General features: G+C 39.4%; 23 protein-coding genes, 1 pseudogene and 1 riboswitch. Of the genes and pseudogenes, 6 read left to right on the top strand and 18 right to left on the bottom strand.

Features of this window, described 5'->3' with window-relative positions; genetic code table 11:
- Window positions 1–2: 2 nt before the first annotated feature.
- Window positions 3–866, bottom strand: a complete 864-nt coding sequence (locus tag H0185_RS19035) for an efflux RND transporter periplasmic adaptor subunit (protein ID WP_221875076.1) — start codon at window positions 864–866, stop codon at window positions 3–5.
- A gap of 600 nt (window positions 867–1466) precedes the next feature.
- Complete coding sequence (locus H0185_RS19030) at window positions 1467–2189, bottom strand: toast rack family protein (RefSeq protein WP_246629294.1); 723 nt, start codon at window positions 2187–2189, stop codon at window positions 1467–1469.
- Between the two features lie 358 nt (window positions 2190–2547).
- Here H0185_RS19030 and H0185_RS19025 point away from each other — a divergent pair, with 358 nt between their 5' ends.
- The 3 genes and pseudogenes from H0185_RS19025 to H0185_RS19015 all read left to right on the top strand — a co-directional run.
- Window positions 2548–3042: a CarD family transcriptional regulator gene (locus H0185_RS19025; RefSeq protein WP_221875075.1), complete on the top strand. Its 495-nt coding sequence runs from the start codon at window positions 2548–2550 to the stop codon at window positions 3040–3042.
- A gap of 198 nt (window positions 3043–3240) precedes the next feature.
- Complete coding sequence (locus tag H0185_RS19020) at window positions 3241–3441, top strand: cold-shock protein (RefSeq protein WP_221875074.1); 201 nt, start codon at window positions 3241–3243, stop codon at window positions 3439–3441.
- Between the two features lie 688 nt (window positions 3442–4129).
- Window positions 4130–4317, top strand: a pseudogene (locus H0185_RS19015) (recombinase family protein); the annotation flags it as partial.
- 93 nt (window positions 4318–4410) lie between these two features.
- Here H0185_RS19015 and H0185_RS19010 read toward each other — a convergent pair.
- From H0185_RS19010 to H0185_RS18980, 7 genes are all read right to left on the bottom strand, one after another.
- The gene (locus H0185_RS19010) at window positions 4411–5781 is read right to left on the bottom strand and encodes an MATE family efflux transporter (RefSeq protein WP_221875073.1); all 1371 of its coding nucleotides are present in this window, start codon (window positions 5779–5781) and stop codon (window positions 4411–4413) included.
- A gap of 23 nt (window positions 5782–5804) precedes the next feature.
- Window positions 5805–6167 carry a GIY-YIG nuclease family protein gene (locus H0185_RS19005; protein WP_221875072.1) on the bottom strand — a complete coding sequence of 121 codons (363 nt, stop codon included), beginning with the start codon at window positions 6165–6167 and terminating at the stop codon, window positions 5805–5807.
- Between the two features lie 18 nt (window positions 6168–6185).
- The gene (locus H0185_RS19000; protein ID WP_221875071.1) at window positions 6186–6941 is read right to left on the bottom strand and encodes a DUF2087 domain-containing protein; all 756 of its coding nucleotides are present in this window, start codon (window positions 6939–6941) and stop codon (window positions 6186–6188) included.
- 444 nt (window positions 6942–7385) lie between these two features.
- Window positions 7386–7943 (bottom strand): 5' nucleotidase, NT5C type, encoded by a 558-nt coding sequence (locus H0185_RS18995; protein ID WP_221875070.1) that lies wholly within the window; start codon window positions 7941–7943, stop codon window positions 7386–7388.
- Window positions 7944–8057: 114 nt separating this feature from the next.
- The gene (locus H0185_RS18990; protein ID WP_221875069.1) at window positions 8058–8789 is read right to left on the bottom strand and encodes a GTP cyclohydrolase II; all 732 of its coding nucleotides are present in this window, start codon (window positions 8787–8789) and stop codon (window positions 8058–8060) included.
- A gap of 38 nt (window positions 8790–8827) precedes the next feature.
- Window positions 8828–9928, bottom strand: a complete 1101-nt coding sequence (locus H0185_RS18985) for an FAD-dependent monooxygenase (protein WP_221875068.1) — start codon at window positions 9926–9928, stop codon at window positions 8828–8830.
- A gap of 245 nt (window positions 9929–10173) precedes the next feature.
- Window positions 10174–11025, bottom strand: coding sequence for a VOC family protein (locus H0185_RS18980; protein WP_221875067.1), 852 nt, complete (start codon window positions 11023–11025; stop codon window positions 10174–10176).
- Between the two features lie 175 nt (window positions 11026–11200).
- Between H0185_RS18980 and H0185_RS18975 the strand changes: the two genes are divergently transcribed.
- A complete protein-coding gene (locus tag H0185_RS18975; RefSeq protein WP_221875066.1) occupies window positions 11201–11536 on the top strand; it encodes a winged helix-turn-helix transcriptional regulator in 336 nt (111 codons plus the stop codon).
- 375 nt (window positions 11537–11911) lie between these two features.
- Here the strand turns inward: H0185_RS18975 and H0185_RS18970 are convergent, their stop codons facing one another.
- Window positions 11912–12082: an acyltransferase gene (locus H0185_RS18970; RefSeq protein ID WP_221875065.1), complete on the bottom strand. Its 171-nt coding sequence runs from the start codon at window positions 12080–12082 to the stop codon at window positions 11912–11914.
- Window positions 12083–12307: 225 nt separating this feature from the next.
- Here H0185_RS18970 and H0185_RS18965 point away from each other — a divergent pair, with 225 nt between their 5' ends.
- Entirely contained in the window at window positions 12308–12976 is a 669-nt protein-coding gene (locus H0185_RS18965) for a SurA N-terminal domain-containing protein (protein WP_221875064.1), read from the top strand.
- A gap of 247 nt (window positions 12977–13223) precedes the next feature.
- Entirely contained in the window at window positions 13224–14258 is a 1035-nt protein-coding gene (locus H0185_RS18960) for an aldose epimerase family protein (protein WP_221875063.1), read from the top strand.
- A gap of 527 nt (window positions 14259–14785) precedes the next feature.
- Here the strand turns inward: H0185_RS18960 and H0185_RS18955 are convergent.
- From H0185_RS18955 to H0185_RS18920, 8 genes are all read right to left on the bottom strand, one after another.
- Window positions 14786–15424, bottom strand: coding sequence for a queuosine precursor transporter (locus H0185_RS18955; RefSeq protein WP_221875062.1), 639 nt, complete (start codon window positions 15422–15424; stop codon window positions 14786–14788).
- Between the two features lie 58 nt (window positions 15425–15482).
- A complete protein-coding gene (gene queF / locus H0185_RS18950) occupies window positions 15483–15983 on the bottom strand; it encodes a preQ(1) synthase (RefSeq protein WP_221875061.1) in 501 nt (166 codons plus the stop codon).
- Between the two features lie 114 nt (window positions 15984–16097).
- Window positions 16098–16144: riboswitch (PreQ1 riboswitch) on the bottom strand.
- 117 nt (window positions 16145–16261) lie between these two features.
- Window positions 16262–18757, bottom strand: coding sequence for a sensor domain-containing protein (locus H0185_RS18945; RefSeq protein ID WP_221875060.1), 2496 nt, complete (start codon window positions 18755–18757; stop codon window positions 16262–16264).
- A 214-nt stretch (window positions 18758–18971) separates the two neighbouring features.
- The gene (locus H0185_RS18940; protein ID WP_221875059.1) at window positions 18972–20285 is read right to left on the bottom strand and encodes a UDP-glucose dehydrogenase family protein; all 1314 of its coding nucleotides are present in this window, start codon (window positions 20283–20285) and stop codon (window positions 18972–18974) included.
- Between the two features lies 1 nt (window position 20286).
- Window positions 20287–21186 carry a UTP--glucose-1-phosphate uridylyltransferase GalU gene (galU, locus tag H0185_RS18935; RefSeq protein ID WP_221875058.1) on the bottom strand — a complete coding sequence of 300 codons (900 nt, stop codon included), beginning with the start codon at window positions 21184–21186 and terminating at the stop codon, window positions 20287–20289.
- 127 nt (window positions 21187–21313) lie between these two features.
- Complete coding sequence (locus tag H0185_RS18930; RefSeq protein ID WP_246629292.1) at window positions 21314–22183, bottom strand: HipA family kinase; 870 nt, start codon at window positions 22181–22183, stop codon at window positions 21314–21316.
- Window positions 22177–23289: a glycosyltransferase family 4 protein gene (locus H0185_RS18925; protein WP_221875057.1), complete on the bottom strand. Its 1113-nt coding sequence runs from the start codon at window positions 23287–23289 to the stop codon at window positions 22177–22179. Before H0185_RS18925 ends, H0185_RS18930 begins: the two co-directional genes overlap by 7 nt.
- Window positions 23290–23348: 59 nt before the next feature.
- Complete coding sequence (locus H0185_RS18920; RefSeq protein ID WP_221875056.1) at window positions 23349–24434, bottom strand: serine/threonine-protein kinase; 1086 nt, start codon at window positions 24432–24434, stop codon at window positions 23349–23351.
- Between the last annotated feature and the right edge of the window lie 252 nt (window positions 24435–24686).

The raw sequence follows: 24686 nt of genomic DNA, 5'->3' as shown, positions 1-24686 counted from the left end.
TTTTATTCCCCTTTCACAACGTTCACTTGAACGCCATCTGAAAGTGTCAGTTGACCCGTAACGATAATAGAGTCGCCAACCTGGATGTCACCTTCAACGGCTGTTTCGGCTGATTGTGTTTCTACAACAGTGATGACTTGCTTCTTCGCTTGGTTGTCTTTCACCACATAGACGAACGTTTCATCATCTTCTTCGATAATCGATGCTGTCGGAATGATGATTGCATCCTTAATTTGTTGTTCAGGAACAGATAATTCTGCCACCATTCCTGGTAAAAGTGTATGATTTTCATTGTCCACTTTTGCATCTACAGGGTACAAGCCAGTGTCGTCCGGCATCGTACTCACCGATGTGATTGTCGCCTCATATTGCTTATTTTCAATCGTTACATTCATTTTTTTATCAACCTCTACGAGCTTACGTACATCTGCCGTAACAGTGAAATTTAGCTTGATTGTATCCAAATCCGCAATCAGTGCAAAAGGTTCTTCAGTGGAAACCGTGTCCCCTTCAGCTGCCTTTAAATTCGCAACTTCTCCGTCTTTAGGTGCACGGATAGTTTGTTTGCCAACTGGTGTCGACAGTTTCGCAATGATATCATCTTCTTCTACAAGTTCGCCATTCTCTACTTCTAGAGAATCTACCTCTCCAGGCGATTGTAATACAATTGGTGTGGTGCTATTGGGAGCCGTACGGCCAAATAGCGAACGTTCAAGTATTAAATCACCTTTTACAGCCTCTGCTACTTCTACGGCTGCAACTCTTTCTTCCGCAGCTGCATTTTCTCCCTCAGACTCTGTCTGGGAACAAGCTGCAACAGAGGATAATAAAAGAACTGCAGCTGCACTTAATAGTACTTTTTTCATCAATAGATCTCCTTTCAAGACTGGTTTTTTAGATGTTAATTCGTTTTAGAATTATTTTTAAGCCTATTTGTTCTCAACACTTCAAAAGGGCAGGGAATGCCTATCACTTTACCTCAACTTCTAATATTGACTTGAGAGAGCCAAAAAGCCTTGGACTAGTCATCCAAACTGCCCCACAATCGAAATTTTTCCTTCATATGTATTATGGACAAAGCCATATGGTAATTTGTTTATCAACACCTGTTTGTAATACGTATTCAGCCAAGCTTGGTTTCACAATTGGGCCCATCAGTTATAAGACTTTAGAAATAAAACCTATACCGATTTTATTGTATACAATGCACCCTTGATATACACGTACGTTGAGTGTCAAGAAGGTGAACGGTAACTCTTACTGTGGGAAGGAACCTATAATCGTTGAACTCACTTTAATCAAACGTTTGGTTAATAACTCCGTACTGTGAGTGGGCTTAGCGACTCTAAGCTGAAAGTATTGATACCATTCATTTGTAAAAAAGCAGCAAAAGGGAAGGAAAAGCCCCTCCCTTTTCTACATGATGGTAAGGTAAAAACAGATGCTTGATAAAATCACGACGAGGCTCATTCCATTTTAAAGGTTGCTTCACCCACACCAAGGTTGGTTTTCAGGTTGATTACCACATCAGCATCCTTAAAAGCATCATTGACATAAACCCCATTGCCCTGTGAAACAAACCCGACCAGATTGGATTCTCCAATTCCTTTTGAAGCTTCAATTTTCACTCCTACGTCAGAAGGAAGGATAATCGTTGATTTTCCAATCCCCATATCAAGGCTAGCATCAAAACTCTCCTGCCAATCGCCACTTAGGTCAATACTGATGTCTCCGACACCGGCATTTACTTCGAGATTTTGAAGTTCTAACCCTTTTAAATCTAACATCGTTTCTGAAGCCCCAGAATTGATGACTAGATCCATTGGAATTTCGTCATTTAAGCGCAGGTTCCAATGATTTTCGATTTCACCAATGTTTATTTTATCAAGCAACCCTTTCTCCCCTTGCTCAATTACTGCAACCCCTGCATCTCCTTTTACCTTATAGGAAATCTCTGGCTCCAATTTCTTGTGATTATAATCAATGGTTCCCTCTACCCACTCTTTTCCACCAGACTCAACATTTAATTCTCCAGCGCCAATATTTAATTCAACCTCAAGTTCCTTAGCATGATCCTTGTCAACCTGCACCTCGAAACTCTCTTCATTCCCACCAACATCCATCTGACAACCGGAGACTATTATCAACATGAGAACACTCATAACCCCTAAAACAAATACCTTCTTCATTTTAATTTCCTCCCATTTGTTTCCTGTACTATCATCTTATCGAATCAATTCATGATGGAAAAACGGCTCTAGATTTATTTGTTCATCAGACTAAAGACTGACGACTCCTCAGCTTTCTCATTGTCATTTACTAAGGAGCTCACTGGATGAATTTTCATATCTTTAAACATAAAATACTTTCCCTTTTCAACATGAACCTAGTAGTCAATAAATGTCACTTATGCCCATTACAAAAAAATATTTATCAATCACTAAAAATTCGTTGACGCGAGTAAAAACCCTATGGTATTATTATTAATTTGCTAATAAATTTACTCTGTGTTATGCTTATGTATGTACTTAATACGGAGGTGGATGAATGTTTCAGATTGGTGATCAAATTGTTTATCCGATGCATGGTGCAGGGACGATTGAGGCCATTGAGGAAAGAGAGATTCAAGGGAAGGTCCAGCAATATTACGTGATTAAGATGGCAAGTAGTATGCAGGTCATGATTCCCGTTAACAAAATGAGTCATTCTAGCATCCGTTCCGTAACAAAAAAGGTGGACTTAGAGAAAGTGCTGGGCGTTTTCCATCATGAAGAGCCCGACCATACACAAACATGGAAACAGCGTTTTACATCGAACATGGAGAAGGTGAAATCAGGGAACATGCTTGAAGGAGCAGAGGTTGTCCGTGATTTGATGATTCGCAATGAAGAAAAAAAACTAAACTCAAGTGAAAGACAAATGCTATACAACGCAAAGAAAATCCTCGTTAGTGAACTGGGGATTATTAACGGGATAACTGAAAATCAGGCTAGTGACCTACTTGAAGAAAAAATGTTAGGTGTCATTGCCCAAGCGAATTAAAGCCTATAAAAAGGCTTTTTTTACTTTTATCAGAATAAACTGGGTTATTATCCCATTGCTTTAATTTGGTAACCCTGTTATATTTAGAAAGAATTATTTTTGTTTGTTCGAAAAGATCGTGAAGTGAATCTGCTTTCTGTCTCTTATAAGCAAGGATAGTAACACAATGTGTGCTAAGCACACGAGGAGGATACACAAATGGAACAAGGTAAAGTGAAATGGTTTAACGCAGAAAAGGGATTCGGATTCATTGAACGCGAAGCTGGAGACGACGTATTCGTTCACTTCTCAGCAATCCAAGGAGAAGGCTTCAAATCTTTAGACGAAGGCCAAGACGTGACTTTTGAAGTTGAACAAGGTCAACGCGGACCTCAAGCAACTAACGTACGTAAAGCATAATTATAATTGAATCACATATATAAAAGACTCTCATTGTAGAGTCTTTTTTTATTGTTTTTTACTAGTGAGGTTGGGTTGGGTATCGAGACGAACTTTTTTATTTAAGTATAGGCATCGAGACTGAGACAGCTCTTCGGTTCCCATACTTCTCTTTTTCTTTTGAGTTTGGGCATTGAGACCGCTCCTCCGTTCCCATACTTCCCTCTTTCTATTGAGTTTGGGCATTGAGGCGACTCTTCGATTCCCATACTTCTCCCATTCTATTGAGTATAGGCATTGAGGCGGCTCTTCGGTTCCCATACTTCTCCCATTCTAATGAATATAGGCATTGAGACCTCTCCTCGATTCCCATACTTCTCTCTTTCATGCGAATATAAGCATTGAGTGATGGTCGATAGGAAGCAGATATTTAGATTGTAACGGGTTCCGTTTCCTGTCGTAAAACTCGAAAATGCAGCTAAATTTGTACAGCCTTTTGTATCTGTTTTTGCGAATAAAATATAAAGCGGCTCAGTTCACTTACTGAGCCGCTTTTTAATATCTATTTTTGGTAGCTTGTTGAACAAACCCACCCTATAGTTTAAGTGCATTTTTTCACGAACTTGCTGAATAAAAGAGTTATAGCAACCCCATTATTTAGCATCGTTTTTACAATAAAAATTCTTAATCCTGTGAAAGAGTTTTATCAGATAATCAATACAGCCACTTCTTAATTACGGTAATGGATTGTGTTAACCAATTAGATGGCGATCTTATTCCTATGCATCAACGTGAAGGGATTGAGCTAGCTAAGAAAGAAGCAGGTATAAGTGTAAAGCAAATTTGCGAAATTCTAGAGCTTCTTTATATAGAAAGCTGTCGGAAGGGATTCAATAATCATAACTTAATCCATTAAAGGGACATTTAGTAAGGAAATCTAAAAGAAGCTACTTATTAAAATAGAGAAAAATAGTTTCTTTTTAAGTAGGTTTAATTAATTAGTGCTTTTAAGGATTTCCTTTTCCAGAAAAATTGATGATATATAAATTGGGCCAAGAAATTCACTATGAAAGCAATTGGGTATGCAAGCCATATTCCACTTATCCCAAGTGTTGTATAATGTGACAAAAAGTATGCTACCGGAACTTCAATTAGCAAAATACTTGTAATTGTAAAAATGGTCGGCCAAAGAACAGTACCTGTTGCTCTCATTGTTGCTGAGATTGCCTGAGTGTGCCCCAAAATCAAATAACTCCAAAATGAGATAATAATAAGACCTTTTGCTATACTAATCGTATCGGAATTATCTAAAAAGATCCCTAAAATAGGGGTTGGTATCAGGTAAAGAATGATTAATAGAATACCACCAAGAAGATAATTAAGAGTAATCGCTATTTTTGTAATGTGTTTGATATTTGAGATGTTCCCTGAACCTACGGCTTGCGCAACAAATACTGAAATGGCAATTGAAATGCTCATCGCTGGTATTTGAACGTAGCTTGCAATTTGATTCACGATTCCGTATGCAGCCGTTGCATTGGATCCATAATCATTTACAAAAGTTATGACTACGATTTCTGACAATGCGATGGAAACCATACTTATGCTGGTAGGAATGGCTAATTTTAGTAAGGTTTTCAATACAGAGCCTTTTAAGTGAAGATGTTTCAAAATAATAGAATCTAATTTGAGTACATGACTTTTTTTGTGTAAGTACACTAATAGAATCACAAATGTAAGGAAATTGGCTAATACAGAAGCATAAGCAGCACCATTTAATCCAAATTCCGGTAAACCGAACCAACCGAAAATAAGAATTGGAAGCAAGGCGATATTTAAAAAAATACTAATCAATAAGAAATAAAAAGGTGTTTTTGAATCTCCAACACCTCTCATAAAGGTTGTATAGCACATATATAAGAAAGTAATAGGTAATGTAACAAATAAAATACGTGCATATTCTGCACTTGCAACCAGAATATTCTCAGGTGTTCCCATCCATATTAAAATATCTTCTGTAAATAGCCCTCCGATTAAGGCGACAGCAATGGATATGATCATCGTAAATGCCAAAGTTACTCCAACAACTTCCTTCATTTTTGAGATATTTCCACCACCGTACGTTTGCCCAACTAGAATGGAACTTCCAGATCCAATTCCGATTACAAAGGACATTAAAAAAAAGAATAGAGGGAAGAATGCAGAAATAGCTGCCAAAGAATCTACTCCAAGTGTTTGCCCAACGACGATTATTCCAAACACTTGACCTAATGATTGCAAAACACTTGCAAAAATGACAGGAATGAGGAATGCAATCATAGGTTTTACTAATGACGTTGATTTGTTTATTGAATTATTCATTTATGTTTGCTCCTAAAAGGTAATTACCTTTGCTTTTTCTTGTTGTATCCTCTTTCTTCATACGGTTGAAACTGATCTAACCACTTATATTCAAGTTCCTGCAATGCTTCTTTTTCATTAAAATACGGGTTATCTTTCTTTTTAAGTGTTTCTAAAATATCAATACTGAAAGCACTTGATCCATAACGACTCCAGTCTTCTTGTAGTTCCTTGTTCGTAGGTGAGAATGTACCTGCTTCTAAACTGAATTTTAGTCCGTTTAATGTTTTAAAATTTCTTGTGCTTCCGATAAAGAGTTTTCCGTTTTGGTTATTTTTAATTTGGAAAACACCACCCTCAATCGGGGTTTCCTTATATATCTGTTTTAATTCCTTTTTTCGATCCATTGTAGACACTCACTTTCTCTATTGTTTCAGCCTGTATTGACTTCCATCTGACTTTCTTTCTAAAAAGCCATATTCGATTAAATATCTCCGAATTAATACATAATCATCATACATATCTTCTAAAACCTGGTTAATTCCCTTTTCTGAATAATTGGCATTACTTTCGAATCGTTTAGCCATTTCTCGCAGAACAATCAGTCTTTGTTTTTCCTTCGGTGGGAATTTTGTTAATCGACCATTGATCCCTTCTGGTAAAAACTTTTGAATGATTTCTTGTTGTTCCTTTTCCGTAATAGCATACCGATCATCTATCATTTTCGCTGTTTTATGTGGTGGGACAAACGCTGGTGCGTTCTGATCTTTTTCCTTTAAAAGCTCCATAATAGCTAAAAAAGTCTTTGCCTGGCGTTCCTTCTCCTTTAACGCAAAACGATGATGCCTAATCGTAGAGGTGCTACCAATTCCCATTTCAACTTGTACTTCTTTATCGCTTTTACCCTGATAAAAAAGACGAAGCAAGTGATTCTGGTGGTCGGTAAGACCTGTCAATTTCTTATCAAGATCAATTAAATAATCAAACACGGATTGATGAGTACGCTCGATATGAACACGCATATATCTCTGTGCTTCGTAAAAAATTCCGTCAAAAGGGTAAATAATCCCTTTTTCAATTTCCTCCCCACATAAGAGGCACCTATATGAATCCGCCTCTTGAATATACCCCTGTTTAAGTTCTTCCAACGAGGCCTTCCAAAAATGCTCTGAAATATCCACTAGCCAACACATCCTGTCGAAATTTAAAATGTTAAACGATTTTCTTTTTTGTCCGTTACTTAACAAACATATTAGTATAAAGTTTATGAGGTGTCAATAGATGTTCAAACAAAAGTTATTTTTGTTTGAATTTTAATAAACAAGTGATGTCATTGTTTGATTTTTAAAGATGAAAATTTTAAAAAAAACGATCCCAAAGTCTTAATGAATTTAGTGGTAAAGATAGTAAATAATATTATGATTTTTCACCCTACCTTGGGGCATTAACAGAGCAATGAAAAAAGCCTAATTTCTTAATAAATGCTAAGAAATTAGGCTTTTTTATATGGAAACGACCTTAAAATTGTAAATCCGTATTTTCCTGACGGTACCATCTATCTTGCCGCAAACAAAAAATCCCTGTTCTTCAAAAAAGAACAGGGTTTCCCTTCAATTATAAATAAACTAATCCTCAAACGTAAAATCAATCCAATTTTTCACTCTCGGAATCGCCACATGCTGATTATAGGATTGATCTTTTACATAGACACGAAGAGATTCACCATGAAGTGTTTCTAACACTTCAGGTTTATCATCAAAATAGTAATCTAACTGTAGATTACGAATGATGTCTACTTTTTCCGAATCCTTCATTCCGTAAAAGAAGCGATCACTCTGAACAGGAAAGCCGTTTTCTACCATCCACTTCATCGTCCGCTCACCATGCTCTTTTGGTCTTGAGGTAATATAATAGACCTCATGCCCCTTGTCCACCAAGTCATTCAACAGCTCTGCAGCACCTGGAAAAGCAGGACAAGAAGTATAATAAATCTCTTCTAGTGAGGAATCCCACATCCGCTTCCCTTCTTCATCTGTTAAGCCAAAAGGTTCGTGGATTTCCACTCTTTGAAGCTCTCGAAAAGCTTTTAAATCTATATGTTTATTCATCTTCTGATTATAAAGATGAAAAGCATGCTCACGTAAGTTAATCAATGTATCATCAATATCAAATCCAAATTTCATGTATAAAGCACTCCTTACAATAAATGGATGGTGCCTGTCACCAACCAGATGGTGCCAGGCACCATCCAGATTTTAGGCACCCTCCAGAATTCAGAAAATATTTCAATTTTAATCCTACACCATATGCCCAGATTTGTTTCTTTTTGTCTCCAAGTAATGTTCATTGAACTCAGAGACATCTCCCCATAACGGAGTTCTGCCAGAAACAGGTAAACCGGCACTTTTTAAAGCTTCTAGCTTTTTAGGATTATTGGTAATCAACGTGACTGGCTTTTCTCTTAACGCTTTTAACACCGAGATCGCTTCGTCATAGTTTCGAGAGTCATCTGCAAAGCCAAGTGCTTGGTTTGCTTCCACCGTATCATAGCCATTTTCCTGGAGGATATACGCCATCGCCTTGCTGAACAAGCCAATGCCGCGCCCTTCATGATTCGCCAAATAAAAGAGCGCCCCTGACCCATGTTCAACCATCATTTTCATTGACTGTCTCAACTGGTAGCCACAATCACATCGCTTGCTGCCAAAGATATCTCCCGTATGACAAATCGAGTGCATGCGGATTAGCGCATCATCACTATACTCGAAGTCTCCATATACTAGAACGCTAGATTGCTGGAAATCAGCCAATCCTGCAGAAGACAATCGATCAATTAAATCTTGAAAGTCTTCTACCAAATCGTCCGCTTTCAACCAACTATACCACTTAAACTCCACGGTTTCCCCGTGTAAATTCACTGGTAGTTTAATAGGGCCCACTAAATATATCGCACTATCATCTTTCTTAATGAGCTGAATTTTATCTTCCAATACAGATAGTATGTTCGATTTCACTTGTAATTCTCCCATTGATGTCCCTCCATCCCCAAGACTTTAGCATCCCCGACTTATGAAAGAACAGGAACAGCGAAAGCTTCTTTAAAATTTGCTTCTTTTACTAATTGTTGGTTTTGTAGTGTTTCCACCTTTATCCGGCGTTGCAGCTCATATATCTTTAATTGCTCCGCACTCGTATCCCCATAAACAAAACCTTCAACAAGAACTTCACTTAACACTTTTGCGTCCACCAATGCCGCATTGATTCCAAACGCACCCGTTGGACTCATCGTATGGGCTGCATCCCCCATCAACGCTAGTCCATCATTTACCCAAGTCTCACATTTAGAGCTGTGAACCTTTAATAAAATAAAATCATTCCATGATTGAATATGCTGATTTACACTCTCCGTCAATTCCGGAAACGCCGCTGTTACCTGGTCAATAAACGGTGCAAAGGATTGCTTCCGCAAACGAGGAAATGAGCCTTCTTCAATATTCCATCCTATTTGGACGAACCCACCTGCCTGAGTAAATAAAGCAAACTGCTTATCATCTACAAGGGCCTGACGAATGGTTGGCTCCCAACCTACGGGACTCGGAATTTTTGCCCAAAGTAAATCGTAGCCATGGCTAATCGTTGCAAACGGAATTTGAGCTAATTTCCGAACTGTCGAAAACCGCCCATCAGCGCCGATGACAACGGAACTATGAATACTGATAAGTTGGTCGCCTTTTTTGGCTTTAATTCCCGTGACTGAACCACTCTCGTTCATGATGAGTTCCGTTACCTTCGTCCCCATCATCAATTGATGGTTCGCAAACTTTTCAGATTCACGAAACAACACACTAAGTAAATTCCGTTGTGGAACATGAATCCCTACATGTTTTTCCCCTACTGCAGGTCTGACCGTTTTTAACACTTTCCCATGGTGCCAATATTCAACGCGGTCCATAAGCAGGAGCCCTTCTGCCTCCACCTTTTCATATAGACCAAACGCTCGTAAAACCTCTTCGCCTTCAGCATTCAGGTGTTCGCCGCGAAATTCTTTATCGTATGTTTCGTGCTGTTCCACCACAATCACAGACAGATTGTTCTGCGCCAGTAAATATCCGAGCAGCGCTCCCCCAGGACCAGCACCAACAATGCAAACATCTGCTTCAAGTATCATGTTAAAACCACCTAATTTTATATCATATGTGCATCTAGTATTGCATCTTATTTGAATTTGTTGGGTACGATTAAAATTACAATTATTAAGGCATCCACTCTAAAGGGATGCCATCTATCGTTTCTCTTTTTGCTCTGTTAAAATCTATAAAATTTCCTCTGCTCCAATGGACGAAGCAAAATTTTTAATAACTCTTCTATCCTATCTTAAAAACAGGACCTAGCCAAGCCCCATTCCCTTCCAATTTAAACTCTTAGTTCAATGGTGTTTCCGGAAGGATCTTTGGTGAAAAGAGAGCCCTGTTTTTCAGTCACGACAGCACCTAAGGTTAATAATCGGGCAACAGCCTCTTTACGAGTTGTTTCATTTGGGAATACGACACTGTATGAGCTCATCCCAACACTGTTTTCCGCAGGTGCTGGAGCTCCTACGCCATTCCAAGTATTGAGTCCAATATGATGGTGATATCCACCTGTCGAAATAAACAGAGCCTGTCCGCCGTATCTGCAAACAATCTCAAAGCCAAGACCTTCGCAATAAAATTGCTCTGTTTTTTTAAATTCAGCCACATGTAGATGGATATGCCCCATAATTGTGCCAGCAGGCAAGCCGCTCCATGGTTGGCCATCATCTTCCTTTAAGATGCCTTCTACATCCATCGGCTCCGTTGTCATCACAACTTCCTTACCTTCCCATTTCCAAGTTGAAGCTGGACGGTCATGATAAATCTCAATTCCATTGCCATCAGGATCCGCTAGATATAAAGCTTCACTCACAAGATGGTCCGAGCCTCCCTGGATGGGATATTGCGTTTGAATCATATGGAGAATCACTTTCGCTAAATCTGCACGGCTAGGCAGAAGCAAAGCATAATGGTACAAACCTGTTGTTCGTTGTTGTTTAGGGTTGATAGCTTCCGGTTGTTCAATCGTCAGCAATGCTGTTTTCCCATCTGCCGTTAAATCCACTTTGCGTTCTTGTTGATTTAACACCTTTAAACCAATAATGTTTTGATAAAATTCTAATGAACGCTCAAGGTTTTGAACCTTTAAGTGAACGTGGGAAACAAATGTATTCGGATCTTTATGAAAAGTCATCGTCTCGTCATCCTCCAATGAAGTGTTTTTTATAATCAAGTTTGTTTAGTTAGTTACTTTATGTAAGTAATTATATTTTTAATATCTACTTGTGTCAAGTTCCTAAATAATGTATTGTAAATATATTGTTATTGGTAACAGAATGTCATATAAATATAGATAGAGGTGATATCGGATGGATACAACAATCATTTGCCCTCGGTTTGAAAAAGCAATGAGTATGTTAAGCCAGCGTTGGACTGGACTAGTCATTTACCAGCTACTTACCGGGCCAAAACGGTTCTGTACATTAGAATCGTCAATGGGAATCAGCGGACGTGTCCTATCAGAGAGATTAAAAGACCTCGAAACCCAAGGAATCGTAAAACGCGAGGTGTATCCAGAAACACCTGTGCGAATTGAGTATTCCCTAACAGACAAGGGATTAGCCTTAGAACCACTTATGAAGGAAATTGAGAAATGGTCCCAAGATTGGATCGAGGTCGAGGAGAAAAGTGAATCTGAACAGTAAAAGCCGATTGTCAACGTGACAACCGGCTTTTTTCTTTTCTATAGTAAGGAAGATTTTTTAAGTAAATAAAAAACCCTGCTCAGTCTATGAGCAGGGAACATGAATCGGAAAACGGTAGACAAAGTATAACATAAGAACTTCAGAAACCCTAATTTTTTATATATTTAATTTCCTAGGGTAAAATGGCATAAAAATGGATGGTGCCTGTCACCCTGTATCAGTTTGCATTTAAAAATTGCCTAAACACTTAGGATTTAGCTTTACAGCTACAAAGTTTGCGAAACGAGCGTAAATAAAAATGGCATAAATCCAGTGCGGATTATGCCATTTTTTATTTTTAACCACTTCTATACCATGCACTAAGAATACGTTGATTCAAAACTCAAACTTCTGGACAAATTGGCAGCCACAGCATGCCCTACCGATTTGTTTCTTGGTTGTAGAATCTACATAGTATATTTCATCAAACCCACAAATCGAGCATTCTAATACATGTAGAATTTCTCTCTCTCCAAACAGGGCATCTAATAGATTCTCAAAATACATCCCGCCACCCCTTTATCGCTTTTGATATTACGATAGCAAAAATACCATTTAAAACCATAAGAAAATTGTCTATCCCTCCATCCTTTTTTTCGACAAATTCATCTCTTTTGGACGTTAGTTAGCTAATAATTAGGCGTTACATCGAGATAACAATTTATTTACAAACCATCACTAGTCTTGTAAATGTGATACAATGACCTCATTGGATTGAGAGGAGAGGTTTTTTTGTTTAAAAGAGCATCTAAATGGTTTATTTTATTAGGAATGGTCACGCTCATACTAGGAGCTTGTAGTGAGGACAAATCTTCAGAGGTTGTTGCAACTGTAAATGGGGAAGAAATCTTGAAAACTGACTACGAAACGGAACTAGAGAATACAAAGAATATGTACACTCAACAAGGCATGAATTTAGACGATCTTGATGATGAAATGAAAGAACAAGTTGAATTGTCAGTTCTAAACCAACTCGTAAACACGAAACTAGTTCTTCAGTCTGCAAAAGAAGATGGGATTACAGTTGAACAAAGCGAACTGGATTCCGAAATGGATGCAATTAAGTCTCAATTTGAAGACGACGCAAAATATGAAGAGAAATTAAAAGAGAATAAAATAACAGAAAAAGAATTAAAAGTACAAGTGAAAAATCAGCTTACCATTACAAAGTACCTAGACAGCACGATTGGTAAAATTGAAGTGAACGAAGATGAAGTAACAGGTAAATACGAGGAATATAAAAAAGCCCTTGAAAGTCAAAAACAAGAACCAGAAGACTTCAAAACAATAAAACCTCAACTTGAGCAACAAGTAACAGCTGAAAAGAAAAATGAAAAAGTAAATAAGCTAATTGAAGACTTACGAACAAAAAATGAAAAAAACATTGATATTACGCTGTAATCTGAACATCCCCCTTTCCAACCGGTTAGGGGGATTTTTATTATAAAAAGTTGCCCTTTCACCGCTTGTCTATGAGACAGATTCCTAGTAGACTGGAAGTAACTTAGTTTATCTGATGTACTAAGTTAATAACCAACTTTATTTTTTAATAAAGCAAGATAAAATCGTAACAGTGAAGGCAATATTAAAAGATGGATGTTTATAAAATCACTTCAATAACAAACTAAAAAACTAGGTGGTATGGAGCATGATGATTGAAACTACAGAGGTTTTAGGAAAGTGGAAGGAATTTACGTTAATCAATGATACGAAAATGTCGGTAAGTGTGCTTAATTATGGTGGAATCATTACGAAAATAAACGTGCCTGATCGAGATGGCAATATTGAGAATGTGGCTCTCGGGTTTAAAGATTATCGAGATTATGAAGCAAACCCTCCCTTCCTTGGGGCGTTAATTGGCCGAGTTGCTGGCCGAATTCAAGGTTCATCCTTTGAGCTGAATGGTGAGAGTTATCCTTTAGAAGCAAACGACGGAGAAAACCATCTACATGGTGGGTCTAAGGGATTCCATCAAGTAATCTGGGATGTTACTCCGTTTCAGAATGACGTTAATGTTGGACTAACGCTTACTCATAAAAGTGCTGATGGCGAGGGTGGATACCCTGGAAATGTTGAGGTTAAGGTAACGTATACACTAAATAACGAAAATCAGCTTTCTCTTTTTTATGAAGCAACTAGTGACCAAACGACTCCATTGACGCTAACAAACCATTGTTATTTTAATTTAAGCGGAGATTTAAAAACAACAGTACAAGATCATCACGTAACGATTGATAGTCAGCAGTTTGTTGAATTGGATGAGGAATTAATTCCAACTGGTGCGAAACCGCAAGTTGAGGGAACCACGTTTGATTTCCGTCTGGGGCGTCGCCTCGGAGATGGGTTTAATGATGAATATCAGCAGAATAAAATTGCTGGTAACGGGTATGACCATTATTTCATCTTTGACGATAACAAGGAGCAACAAGCAGTGGTTCGTGAGCCAAATAGCGGTCGTGTAATGTCGGTCAAAACGAATCAGCCAGGTATGGTAATGTATACAGGAAATAGTTTGGACGACCAAATGCAACTAGCAGAAGCAACCTCTCAGAAATATCTTGGCGTTTGCTTCGAGACTCAAGCTTCCCCTGCATCACTTCACCATGAAGGGTTTCCTGACGTGCGCTTAAATGCTGGTGAGAAGTATGAAAAAGAGACTGTTTTTACTTTTGGGATAGAATAAAAGCTGTCAATTCTTGCAAGAGTTTCTCCGATTACAGAATAAGAAGTTTCATGGCCCTATTGAGATTTCATGGGCCATAAAACTTCTTTTGCAATTTGATCTTCAGCTCACTTCGGACAGAAACAGGTTAAAAAAGTGTAGCGCTGTCCGAACCCGAGCCTACTTCGGACAGGAACAGGTTAAAAAAGTGAATCACTGTCCGAACCCGAGCCTACTTCGGACAGGAACAGGTTAAAAAAGTGTAGCGCTGTCCGAACCCGCCCACTTCGGACAGGAACAGGTTAAAAAAGTGTAGCGCTGTCCGAACTCGAGCCCACTTCGGACAGGAACAGGTTAAAAAAGTGTAGCGCTGTCCGAACTCGAGCCCACTTCGGACAGGAACCGGTTAAAAAAGTGTAGCGCTGTCCGAACTCGAGCCTACTTCGGACAGGAACAGGTTAAAAAAGTGTAGCGCTGTCCGAACCCGAGCCTACTTCGGACAGGAACAGGTTAAAAAAGTGTAGCGCTGTCCGAACCCGAGCACATCTCTACAACGGTGTCCCCTCTGCCCTAAGTGGAATGGACTCTTGTTTTTTAACGAAGCCGACCAATAGATACACAACCGGCGTTAGTACAACGGACGCAAGGAATTTAAAAGCATATTGTGTGAGAATCAGGCTGCCTAGTACGGACAATGGCATGGTTCCGTAAAACGCAATCACAATAAAGATCGTCGTATCGATTAATTGACTAGTCATGGTTGATGCATTGTTGCGTAGCCACAGCTTCTTTTGGCCATGTTTGGCCTTTAGTTGCCCAAATACAAACACATCAAGATTTTGGCTAATCATATATGAAACCAAGCTTGCCACCACCACTCTGAAGCTTCCACTAAGAATCGTTTCAAAAGAAGCTTGTTCCCCAAATGCAGGTGCAGCCGGTAAAGCAATGGTAACCGCGATAAAAATTAACCCCAAAACCTGTGTAATGAAGCCCGCTCGAACGGTGCGCTGCGCTTCTTTTTTTCCATAAACCTCGACGATCACATCGGTAATGGGAAAGGTAAAAATGTATATAATGACCGCTGCAGGTAGCATCGCCCACGTTCCGATACTAAAAAGCTTTACTGCCACGATATTCGATAAGATTAGTAATCCTACAAAAATGCCATTTAAATATAAAAGCATATGCAAACTCCTTTCTTTAATCTGAGGAAAAAAATCTCCCATTCCCCAAATGAACCTTTTACCGGTTGTCGACCTTCTCAGGATAAAGGTCATGATTCATCAACCTGAAGTGAGCCATTTCTTCATATTTGGTTCCTGGTTTGCCGTAATTGCACCAAGGGTCAATTGAAATTCCACCACGAGGAGTAAACTTACCCCAAACCTCGATATAACGCGGGTCAAGTAGTTTAATTAAGTCATTCATGATGATATTGACACAATCTTCATGGAAATCTCCATGATTTCTGAAGCTAAACAAATATAGTTTTAATGACTTGCTTTCTACAATTTTTTTATCGGGAATATAAGAAATATACATGGTTGCAAAGTCAGGCTGACCCGTAATCGGGCAGAGACTTGTAAACTCAGGACAATTGAATTTCACAAAATAATCACGATTACTATGCAAGCTGTCCACCGCCTCCAACACCTCAGGTGCATAATCGGATGGATATTGTGTATGTTGATTCCCAAGCAATGTTAAATCCTTTAAACCTTGTTCTTCTTTACGTCCAGACATAAAAAAACCTCCCAATATTGTGTACTCACGCGCGTACAGGGAGGTTTTCATAGCTAAACAATCAAAAGGATGTAAAAAAGCCACATCCGGGTATGGATATGGCTGAATCGTCATAAATCCATAGTTTTTTATAGAGGGTTTCCGCTATGAACCTCTCCCGTCCGAGCACGGGTATTAAATTCTTTATTTATCATAATGAAAATAGAGGAAATCGTCAATGGCCTTTTTTACTGATTAAAGGCCTTCTCGATTTAATCACAAGTTTAACAGAACTACTATCACGTATTTGCTGGTTGACAAATTCCGTTCTTCAACATTCTCACGAACTCCTCTGTCGGAACAGGTTTACTAAAATAAAAACCCTGGACATGTTGACACTGGAGTTCTCGTAGGATGGTCAATTCTACTTCTGTTTCCACCCCTTCTGCAACGACATCCATGTGAAGCAATTGAGCCATCTGAATCATGGCTGCTGTTATGCTCTCATTGTCAGATTCATGAGAGATATTTCGAATAAAAGATTGGTCGATTTTAATACCGTCCAACTTAAATGTTTTTAAGTATGCAAAGGAAGAATATCCTGTCCCAAAATCATCGATATAAATCTTAGCACCTAGTTCTTTTAATTCAGCAATTGTCTCCTTCACATACTCTTCATTTCGCATTAGAGAGTTTTCCGTTATCTCAATCTCAAAAAGGCTCCCATCCAAACCGTACTCCTCAAGTAACTTACGAAAATGACTAGAGAAATCTCTTTGTAAAAAACGTTGCGCACTAATATTGATACTAATCGGGACAAGAGGAATGCCACTCTTCCGCCATTTTACCAATTGCTCGCAAACCGTTTTTTTCACCCATTGACCAATTGGAATAATCATTCCTGTTTCTTCCGCAACTGAAATGAAATCGGACGGTGGGACAAGTCCCAATTCAGGATGATTCCAACGGATTAACGCCTCCGCACCGATAATTTCTCCTGTACTACTATCAACTCGTGGTTGAAAATAAACCATGAACTCTTTGTGAATCAAGGCCTTCCGCAAATCCTGTTCGAGGAAAAAAGACTGATAACTTGTTGTATGCATAGTCGAATCATATACTTGGTAGTTATTTCTACCACGATCTTTCGCTCGATAAAGCGCAAGATCGGCATATTTCATCAAGTCCACAACATTGTCTCCGTGTTTTGGATACATACTGATTCCAATACTAGCGGTGACATAAAGCTCAATGCCATTAATGAAAAACGGGGCCTTTAAACTATGAAGGGTTTTTTTAGCTGCTTCAACTGCATTTTTTTCTGTTTCAACCGCAGGGCAAAGAATCATAAATTCGTCGCCACCCATACGGGCAATGGACATTCCTTTATCGACACACTCTTTTAGACGCTTGGCAATTGCCTCTAGTAGTTGATCGCCAACATAATGACCTAACGTATCATTGATGTATTTAAATCGGTCAAAATCAATATACATTAGTGCTAGTATCTGTTGCTTTTCCTTTGCTACTGTTAAATCTTTTTGAAGAGCCAATTCAAATCCTCTGCGATTTAATAGCTTCGTTAATTCATCATGTTGGGCTAAATAGGCATTTAACTCTTGAATCTTTTTTTGTTCGGTAATATCCTTGCCAATAAAATAGATTCTAGTAGTTTGATTTTCAACAGTGATCGGCAACAAAGTTAAATTCACGTGCACCTTGGCACCTGTTTTTTGATAGAGAACAGTATCAAAGTTTTGCAATTCGCCTTGGAGTGCTTTAGAAACCCACTGCAATGTGAGTTCCCTATACTCTGGTACGATGAGCAATTTTAAAGATTCTTGCTGTAGTTCGCTAAGGGAATAACCTAGTAACATCTCAGTCGCTGGATTCATACTGATAAGGTTTCCATATGTATCAAACGAAAACACGGAATCATTGCTTAATCTTAAGAGAGAATCATAAAGGATTTTGTTTTCTTGTAATTGCCTCTGAGTCGCACGCAATTCTGTTATATCATGAACGGAGCCAACAATTTCAACTACTTGATTTCCTTGTTTAATCGGAGATACATCACAATAAAGAAGTTTCCCTGCAAGCTCAACCTCATAATTGACTCGATATCCTTGAAATGCTTTTTCATAGTGAGCATTTTTACTTGAAGCAATCGACGCAGGGAAAGTTTCAGATGGAGTTTTTTCCTGAAGGACTTCAGTTGCAATTTCTAACTCCTGCATCAGCTTTCCTTCAGACATTGTATAAATCAACTTCCCCTGTTCATCTTTAATCATCTTAAAAATACCATTTTCCAAGTTCTTAACGGTCTGCTTAAAATCATCCTTAAGCGCTTGTTGGAGAGCAGCCTCCATTTGCTTCTGCTCGGTAATATCCACTCTTAGTGAAAAATATCGGTATGGTCGGCCACTTTCGTTTAAAAAGGGAACAATCGTGGTATGCACCCAATACAAGCTTCCATCCTTCGCTTTGTTTTGGATTTCTCCCCGCCAAACCTTGCCAGAGGCAATTGTCTTCCACATTTGCCGAAAAAACTCTTTTGGATGATAGCCTGAATTAATAATTCGATGATTCTGCCCGATTGCCTCCTCCTCACTATATTTTGAGATTTCACAAAACTTACGATTTACCTCAATAATTTTCCCAGTATGATCGGTAATGGCAATTATGGAGGATTCATCGAGAGCCAATTTTAAATCGGCAATTTGTTTATTTAAAGATAACAACGTTTTGTTATTGTCATTTTTCCCTGATAACTCGTTCATCTTCTCATTTTCCATGTAACCCTAGCACCTCTATACAAACCCAAAAGGATTTAAAAATTTCAAATAAAAGAACGTTCACTAAGTTTGTATCTTATCAAAATAGAATACAATTAATTTTACAATTTGAGGAAGCAGAAAGACAGAAAAATTTAAATCGTTTTTATGTATAAAAACTGGAAAAGGCCAGAAATCCTCCTGACCCTTCCTCCGTTTATTACTTCATGTGAATTTATGTGATAATAGCGGGCCTTCCAATTGGGTGGTACTCAATATTTTTACAGTTGCGAAGCTGCTCTTCATCAAGACAGTTGCGTCCATCAAAGATAATCACTTGCTTCATCACTTCCCCTAGGCTAGCGATGTCCATCTGTTTCATTTCCTGCCACTCTGTAACTACTAGCACAGCATCAGCGTCCGTTACAGCCTCAAGAAGGGTATCCGCATAACTGATCGATTCTCCAATAACCCTTTTCGCATTCTTGGTTGCTACAGGATCGTAAGCGGCCACATGAGCACCAAGTTTGGTCAGTTCCTGAGCAATTTTTATCGAAGGAGCTTCTCTCATATCATCTGTTTCCGGTTTAAACGAAAGACCGAGCATGGCGATTTTCTTGCCTGAAACATCCCCAGCGAATCGCTTTAAAGTTTTCTTTACCAGGCGGACTTGTTGCTCATCGTTTATCCTCATCGTTTCAGCAAGCACCCCAAAGTCTACCTCTTCATTCCTAGTTGTATGCCACAATGCTTTTACATCTTTTGGAAAACACGAGCCACCATAGCCAATCCCGGCGTTCAGAAAATGGTTGCCAATACGTTTATCCATCCCCATTCCCTTTGCGACATCTGTCACATCAGCACCGACCGCCTCACACAGGTTGGCGACCGCATTAATAAAGCTGATTTTTGTAGCCAAAAAGGCATTGGAGGCGTATTTAATCATCTCTGCACTTCTTACGCTTGTGAGCATACACGGAACCTTTAATGGACTGTACATTTCTTTTACCTTGCTTGCAGCTTGTTGATGATCACTGCCAATGATGATTCTATCAGCCTCAAGTGTATCTTTTAACGCAGATCCTTGTCTTAGGAATTCAGGATTTGCTACCATTTTTACCGAAACATCTTCATGGCAATTCGCTTCGAGGATTTTTCTCACTTCATCATTCGTCCCCACAGGGACCGTGCTCTTAATGACAACAATTGTTTCCTGCTCAAGGTATGCCGCTAAATCTTTTGCGGCTTCAACAAGATACGTTAAGTCGGCACTGCCGTCTTCTCGTTGCGGTGTTCCAACAGCAAGGATGACAATTTCCGCACCAGCTACCCCCTGTCGATGTGAAGTTGTAAAACGAAGTCTACCAGCTGCGATATTTCTTGTTAAAAATTCTTCCATGCCTGGCTCATATATCGGAGAAATGCCTTGTTGTAGTTGATTGATTTTTGCTTCATCCACATCAATACAGCATACCTGATGGCCGATTTCGGCTAACGAAACACCTGTCGACAGTCCCACATATCCTGTACCTAAAATCGCAACCTTCATCCTACTCCACCTCGGTCTCTCGTACCGGAGTTTGTTCTAGTCTGCTCTTTAAAAAATCTAAAACATCGTCACGGAGGTCTTCTCGTTGCAAGGCAAAGTCAATTGTTGCTCTGATAAACCCGAGCTTATCTCCAATATCATAGCGTCTTCCCGCAAATTCATAAGCAAAGACCGCCTGCCTTTTGACCAACTGATTGAGAGCATCCGTTAACTGCAACTCATCCCCAGCACCTATAGGAGTTTCTTCAAGAACATCAAAAATTTCTGGTCTTAGTACATATCGTCCCATGATGGCATACTGTGACGGTGCTTCTTTTGGCTTTGGTTTTTCAACCAAAGAATCGACCATATGCATTTTAGATGCTTGTATCGTGCCATTCGTTTTGATAATTCCATATTTACTTACTTCTTTCTTCGCAACCTTCTGGACCGCTACAACCGAGCTATTGCTATACTCAAATGCATCGATCAGTTGCTTCAGACATGGAGTTTCCGACATAACAATGTCATCCCCTAGTAAGACGGCAAAGGGCTCGTTGCCAACAAAGTTTCTCGCACAAAGTACGGCATCCCCCAAACCGTTCGGCTCCTTTTGATAGAGATAATAAATATTAATCATACTAGAAAGTTTCTGGATATCTTCTAAAATATCCATCTTCTGTTTCTTCAATAGCGCATCTTCTAATTGGTAGGATTTCGTAAAATGATGTTCAATCGCACGTTTTCCTCTACCAGTTATGATAAGGATTTCTTCAATCCCTGAAGCGATTGCCTCTTCGACGATATATTGAATGGTTGGTTTATCGACGATTGGCAGCATTTCCTTTGCCTGAGCCTTTGTGGCCGGCAAAAAACGCGTACCAAGACCCGCTGCTGGGATGATCGCTTTTCTGATTTTCATATGTGTCCCTCCTTGAATCACAAATTTGTTCATACAAGCGGGCACATACTGGCCACATCCATAGTCTCTTAATCTTAAACATTGTGAACCAGTCCTCCATCAATGATCGATAATCCTGTTCAAGGCCTTAATTTTTTTCTGCTTTTATTGGTTGGTAGATTTTTCGAACGAATCGTGGGAGTAGCTTTGGCAAGACCTTATGCCGACGGTAAAGGAGAGTGGTCACAATGGCCTTTCGTTCTTCTTTTGATACACCCCATTCTTCAGGAATAAGAGCGACAATCTCTTCCATTAATAAAATCGGAATCGTCTGGATGACTTCGAGTTGCTTGTAAAATTCACCTTCATTTTCAATAAAAGAAGCCATTATTTTGTGAGCTGTACTTTTCACAAGGCCGTTTGATAATCCCTCAAGGTCCGCCAATTGCCAGTTAAACCCTCCAAGAATTTCGGCATGATCTATAGCCCATAGATGGTAGTATTCATGAATATTGTTTAATTCTTGAGGATTTTCTTGCCCACACCCTTCTCCAGTATCTTTTGGTTTTGCTTGGAACAAGATATTCTTCCGCGTGCGATCTTGGTTGCCTACCCAATAATCAAATAAAATAATGCTCGCCAAACTCTCATAATTAGTTAAACCACTGAGTTCCGCTACCTCATGACCATCGACACAATCTGGCACATATAAAGTGGCAAACTGGTAGGGAAATTCACTTATTTGTGAGAAGTCAGGAACTTCGGCACTCCCTTGTCTCATCCGCTCCTCCTGAACTTTATCAAGAAAGTCTTTAGGGATATCAACAATCACCCCATACGGGACAGGCATTTGCAAGTACCTTGCTAAACAATAACCAATCCACTCATTAGGCAATGTTTTTTCAAACCCTGGCTGAAAAAATTTTACGACATAATCGTTCCCATCGTTGAAGGTGATAAGATGTGCATTTGACTTACCTGCTAATTTTTTCTGATAAGCAACTGGTTCAATCACCATGCATTCACCTCACCATCTGCTGAATCTGTCGGCACTATTTCTTGTAAAAGCTCCACATATTGTTGAGCTACTTTTTCAATTGAAAAGTTCTCTTGAACATGTTTAATTGCAGCGGCTGACATCTTTTTATGATGCTCTGGGTCATCGAGAATACGATAGATTTGCTTAACAGCATCATCGACATTCTGTCCCCGGTACAGCAATCCAGTCTCGCCTTCTTTTACTAATTCAGTTACTGGCATCATCCTTGAGGCAACAACCGGAACACCTGACACCATGGACTCAATAAACGTATTACCGAACGACTCTGACTTTGTCGTTGCTAACGTACAACCACCTGATTCCCGGACCTTTGCATACATATGCGGCATCTGCTGGTAAGGGATCACAGGGAACCACTTGACAATATCTGTAAGCTGCTGTGCCTTCCATTCTGCGGCAAATTCCTCTCGCTGGACACTTTGCGCCCCACCAATAATCCAAAACTCAACATCGTCTCGTTCCTGCTTTGCCCGCTTAGCAATTTCAAGAAGCATCGGCCAATTTTTCCGTTTGTCCAATCGACCAATATAGGCAATGACTTTTTTATTTTCAGGCAGTTGCGGCACACTGGTAAAATCGATTTCCTCTGAGCTCAATGCACGGAAAAATTCTGTGTCCACGCCATTATAGATAACATTAATTGGAATATCTCTGGTTAAAATTGAAACCAAGCGCTTTTGATAGTAGGAAGGAACAATGATCGTTTCCGGAGTGAATCCTCTAAAAGATTTTATATGAGGAGTAAGTTTAATAAGCTCAGGTGTTCTTGCTTCGACAATCACCGGCCCCTGATAGTTTGCTTCCCGCAGCCATTTATAGGCTTTCCCTGTATCAACGACAATGACAGCGTCATAATGATTATCCCGGATAATGGAAACAATTTTGGTTTCATCCTTTGTTAAATAAACAGGAGCAACGTCTTCCATAATATGCATGCCCCCATGGTCGGTCGTATAAAGGAATTCCGTCTCTATTCCATGCTGTTTAAAATAAATTGCTCGGTTCCTCCATCCAGCATTCACCCCACCCACCGTGAGCAGGCGCCAGATTATGAGTACTTTCATTTAGTCTCTCCCTCGCTTTCTTTTAAGGTTCCCTAGTTTAGACACTACGGCGGGCACCTTTACATCAAGCCAAAGGTCAACCATTTGCTGTATTTTCCTTTCTTTTTCTTCGATTTGTCCTTTTCTTGTTTTTTTGTATCTTTTCCTTTGTTCTTGGAGTTGGCGTTTCCAGCCTTTTTGCCACCGTCATGATGGGCCTCTTTTCCTTTCCCCTTTTTCTTTCCACCTTTTTGGGATTCTGCATCAATCGGATCGACGCTATCTCCGCCATGATCGTTGCCCTGATTTTCTTTTAACGCTTTAAATTCACGTTTTTGTTTATCCCAATATTCATCAATCTTTTCATAGACTTTACTGGTCTCTTCTCCGCGTGCAAGCATTGTTTTCACCCACTGCTCTTTAAAAACCTTGTGCATCAAACCTGCCATCAGGATTACATATCTTTCTTCATCGTTCGTAGTCAACAGTTTGTCACTGAGTGCCTTTACCATGTCTACATTTTTCTTCGGTGATTCCAGCAAAACCTGATAGATTTCACTCGCAATCTCCTCCATGCGGATATAATGGATCCATTCGTCATATAGAACGGGCGAAAGCTCTTGAACATGAGCCAAGAACACTTCTTTGTTTTCTGTCCCAAGTGAATTTAATAGCTTACGAGGATAAGGGTAAACCCTGTCCCGCCATACCGTTCTTGCCACATCAATAACCTTTAGGCTGCCATCCTGTTGCAAATAGATTTGCCGTTTATGGTGATCAATCCGCTCATAGCCGATTTCTTTAAAGGTAATCAGCATTTCAATTAACTTCACTGAAAGCTCCTTCGACAGTGGTTGCGACTGGAGATATTCGCGCAGGTCAACTCCTCTAATGATTTCCATTGCAATATGAAGCGGACCTTTATGATAGAGCTTTGGAAATAGATTGGTATGTTGCCCTAGCGCTAGCGCATAATATTCCCGCTCACAATCCTCATTATTTCCAAACACTTTCACGCAAATGTCCTCGGTAACTTGAAATACTGCACCTTGACGCCCTTTGCCAATCATCGTCAACGGCGACTGATTCTCGACCTCAACATCTTCATTCACTAAATTCCGGACTTTAATATTGGCAACACATTGTTCCAAATAAGTAGTATCCACAAAAAAACTCCCTTCCCTAAATTTCCCTTTCTTTATTCGATCAAATGGGCTGTCTAAACCCCATTAATACAGTGAATTCAAGAAGGAGCGAAAAGGTACGGACGAGTATCCCATATTGTGAAAAATGTACCCCTCCCCAGTTCATTAATATAGAGACAGTTTGGTTATCTGCTAAAATTAGAATGGGATTACTTAGGGGCTGGTTATTTTAGTTACGTCCACACCGTAATGGAGCAGAAGCATTAGCCACCT

Source organism: Mesobacillus maritimus (assembly GCF_019749255.1).
Taxonomy (GTDB): domain Bacteria; phylum Bacillota; class Bacilli; order Bacillales; family Cytobacillaceae; genus Mesobacillus_B; species Mesobacillus_B maritimus_A.
This window is presented reverse-complemented; position numbering and strand designations above follow the sequence as displayed.

Excerpts from the sequence above, each read along its gene's own strand:
- H0185_RS19010 (WP_221875073.1), bottom strand. The coding sequence starts at position 5,781 with ATGAATAATTCAATAAACAAATCAACGTCATTAGTAAAACCTATGATT.
- H0185_RS19020 (WP_221875074.1), top strand. The coding sequence starts at position 3,241 with ATGGAACAAGGTAAAGTGAAATGGTTTAACGCAGAAAAGGGATTCGGA.
- H0185_RS18955 (WP_221875062.1), bottom strand. The coding sequence starts at position 15,424 with ATGCTTTTATATTTAAATGGCATTTTTGTAGGATTACTAATCTTATCG.
- H0185_RS18960 (WP_221875063.1), top strand. The coding sequence starts at position 13,224 with ATGATGATTGAAACTACAGAGGTTTTAGGAAAGTGGAAGGAATTTACG.
- H0185_RS18970 (WP_221875065.1), bottom strand. The coding sequence starts at position 12,082 with ATGTATTTTGAGAATCTATTAGATGCCCTGTTTGGAGAGAGAGAAATT.
- H0185_RS18995 (WP_221875070.1), bottom strand. The coding sequence starts at position 7,943 with ATGAAATTTGGATTTGATATTGATGATACATTGATTAACTTACGTGAG.
- H0185_RS18980 (WP_221875067.1), bottom strand. The coding sequence starts at position 11,025 with ATGACTTTTCATAAAGATCCGAATACATTTGTTTCCCACGTTCACTTA.
- queF (WP_221875061.1), bottom strand. The coding sequence starts at position 15,983 with ATGTCTGGACGTAAAGAAGAACAAGGTTTAAAGGATTTAACATTGCTT.
- H0185_RS18985 (WP_221875068.1), bottom strand. The coding sequence starts at position 9,928 with ATGATACTTGAAGCAGATGTTTGCATTGTTGGTGCTGGTCCTGGGGGA.
- H0185_RS18990 (WP_221875069.1), bottom strand. The coding sequence starts at position 8,789 with ATGGGAGAATTACAAGTGAAATCGAACATACTATCTGTATTGGAAGAT.
- H0185_RS18975 (WP_221875066.1), top strand. The coding sequence starts at position 11,201 with ATGGATACAACAATCATTTGCCCTCGGTTTGAAAAAGCAATGAGTATG.
- H0185_RS19025 (WP_221875075.1), top strand. The coding sequence starts at position 2,548 with ATGTTTCAGATTGGTGATCAAATTGTTTATCCGATGCATGGTGCAGGG.
- H0185_RS19005 (WP_221875072.1), bottom strand. The coding sequence starts at position 6,167 with ATGGATCGAAAAAAGGAATTAAAACAGATATATAAGGAAACCCCGATT.
- H0185_RS19035 (WP_221875076.1), bottom strand. The coding sequence starts at position 866 with ATGAAAAAAGTACTATTAAGTGCAGCTGCAGTTCTTTTATTATCCTCT.
- H0185_RS18930 (WP_246629292.1), bottom strand. The coding sequence starts at position 22,183 with ATGGTGATTGAACCAGTTGCTTATCAGAAAAAATTAGCAGGTAAGTCA.
- galU (WP_221875058.1), bottom strand. The coding sequence starts at position 21,186 with ATGAAAATCAGAAAAGCGATCATCCCAGCAGCGGGTCTTGGTACGCGT.
- H0185_RS19030 (WP_246629294.1), bottom strand. The coding sequence starts at position 2,189 with ATGAAGAAGGTATTTGTTTTAGGGGTTATGAGTGTTCTCATGTTGATA.
- H0185_RS18940 (WP_221875059.1), bottom strand. The coding sequence starts at position 20,285 with ATGAAGGTTGCGATTTTAGGTACAGGATATGTGGGACTGTCGACAGGT.
- H0185_RS18925 (WP_221875057.1), bottom strand. The coding sequence starts at position 23,289 with ATGAAAGTACTCATAATCTGGCGCCTGCTCACGGTGGGTGGGGTGAAT.
- H0185_RS18945 (WP_221875060.1), bottom strand. The coding sequence starts at position 18,757 with ATGGAAAATGAGAAGATGAACGAGTTATCAGGGAAAAATGACAATAAC.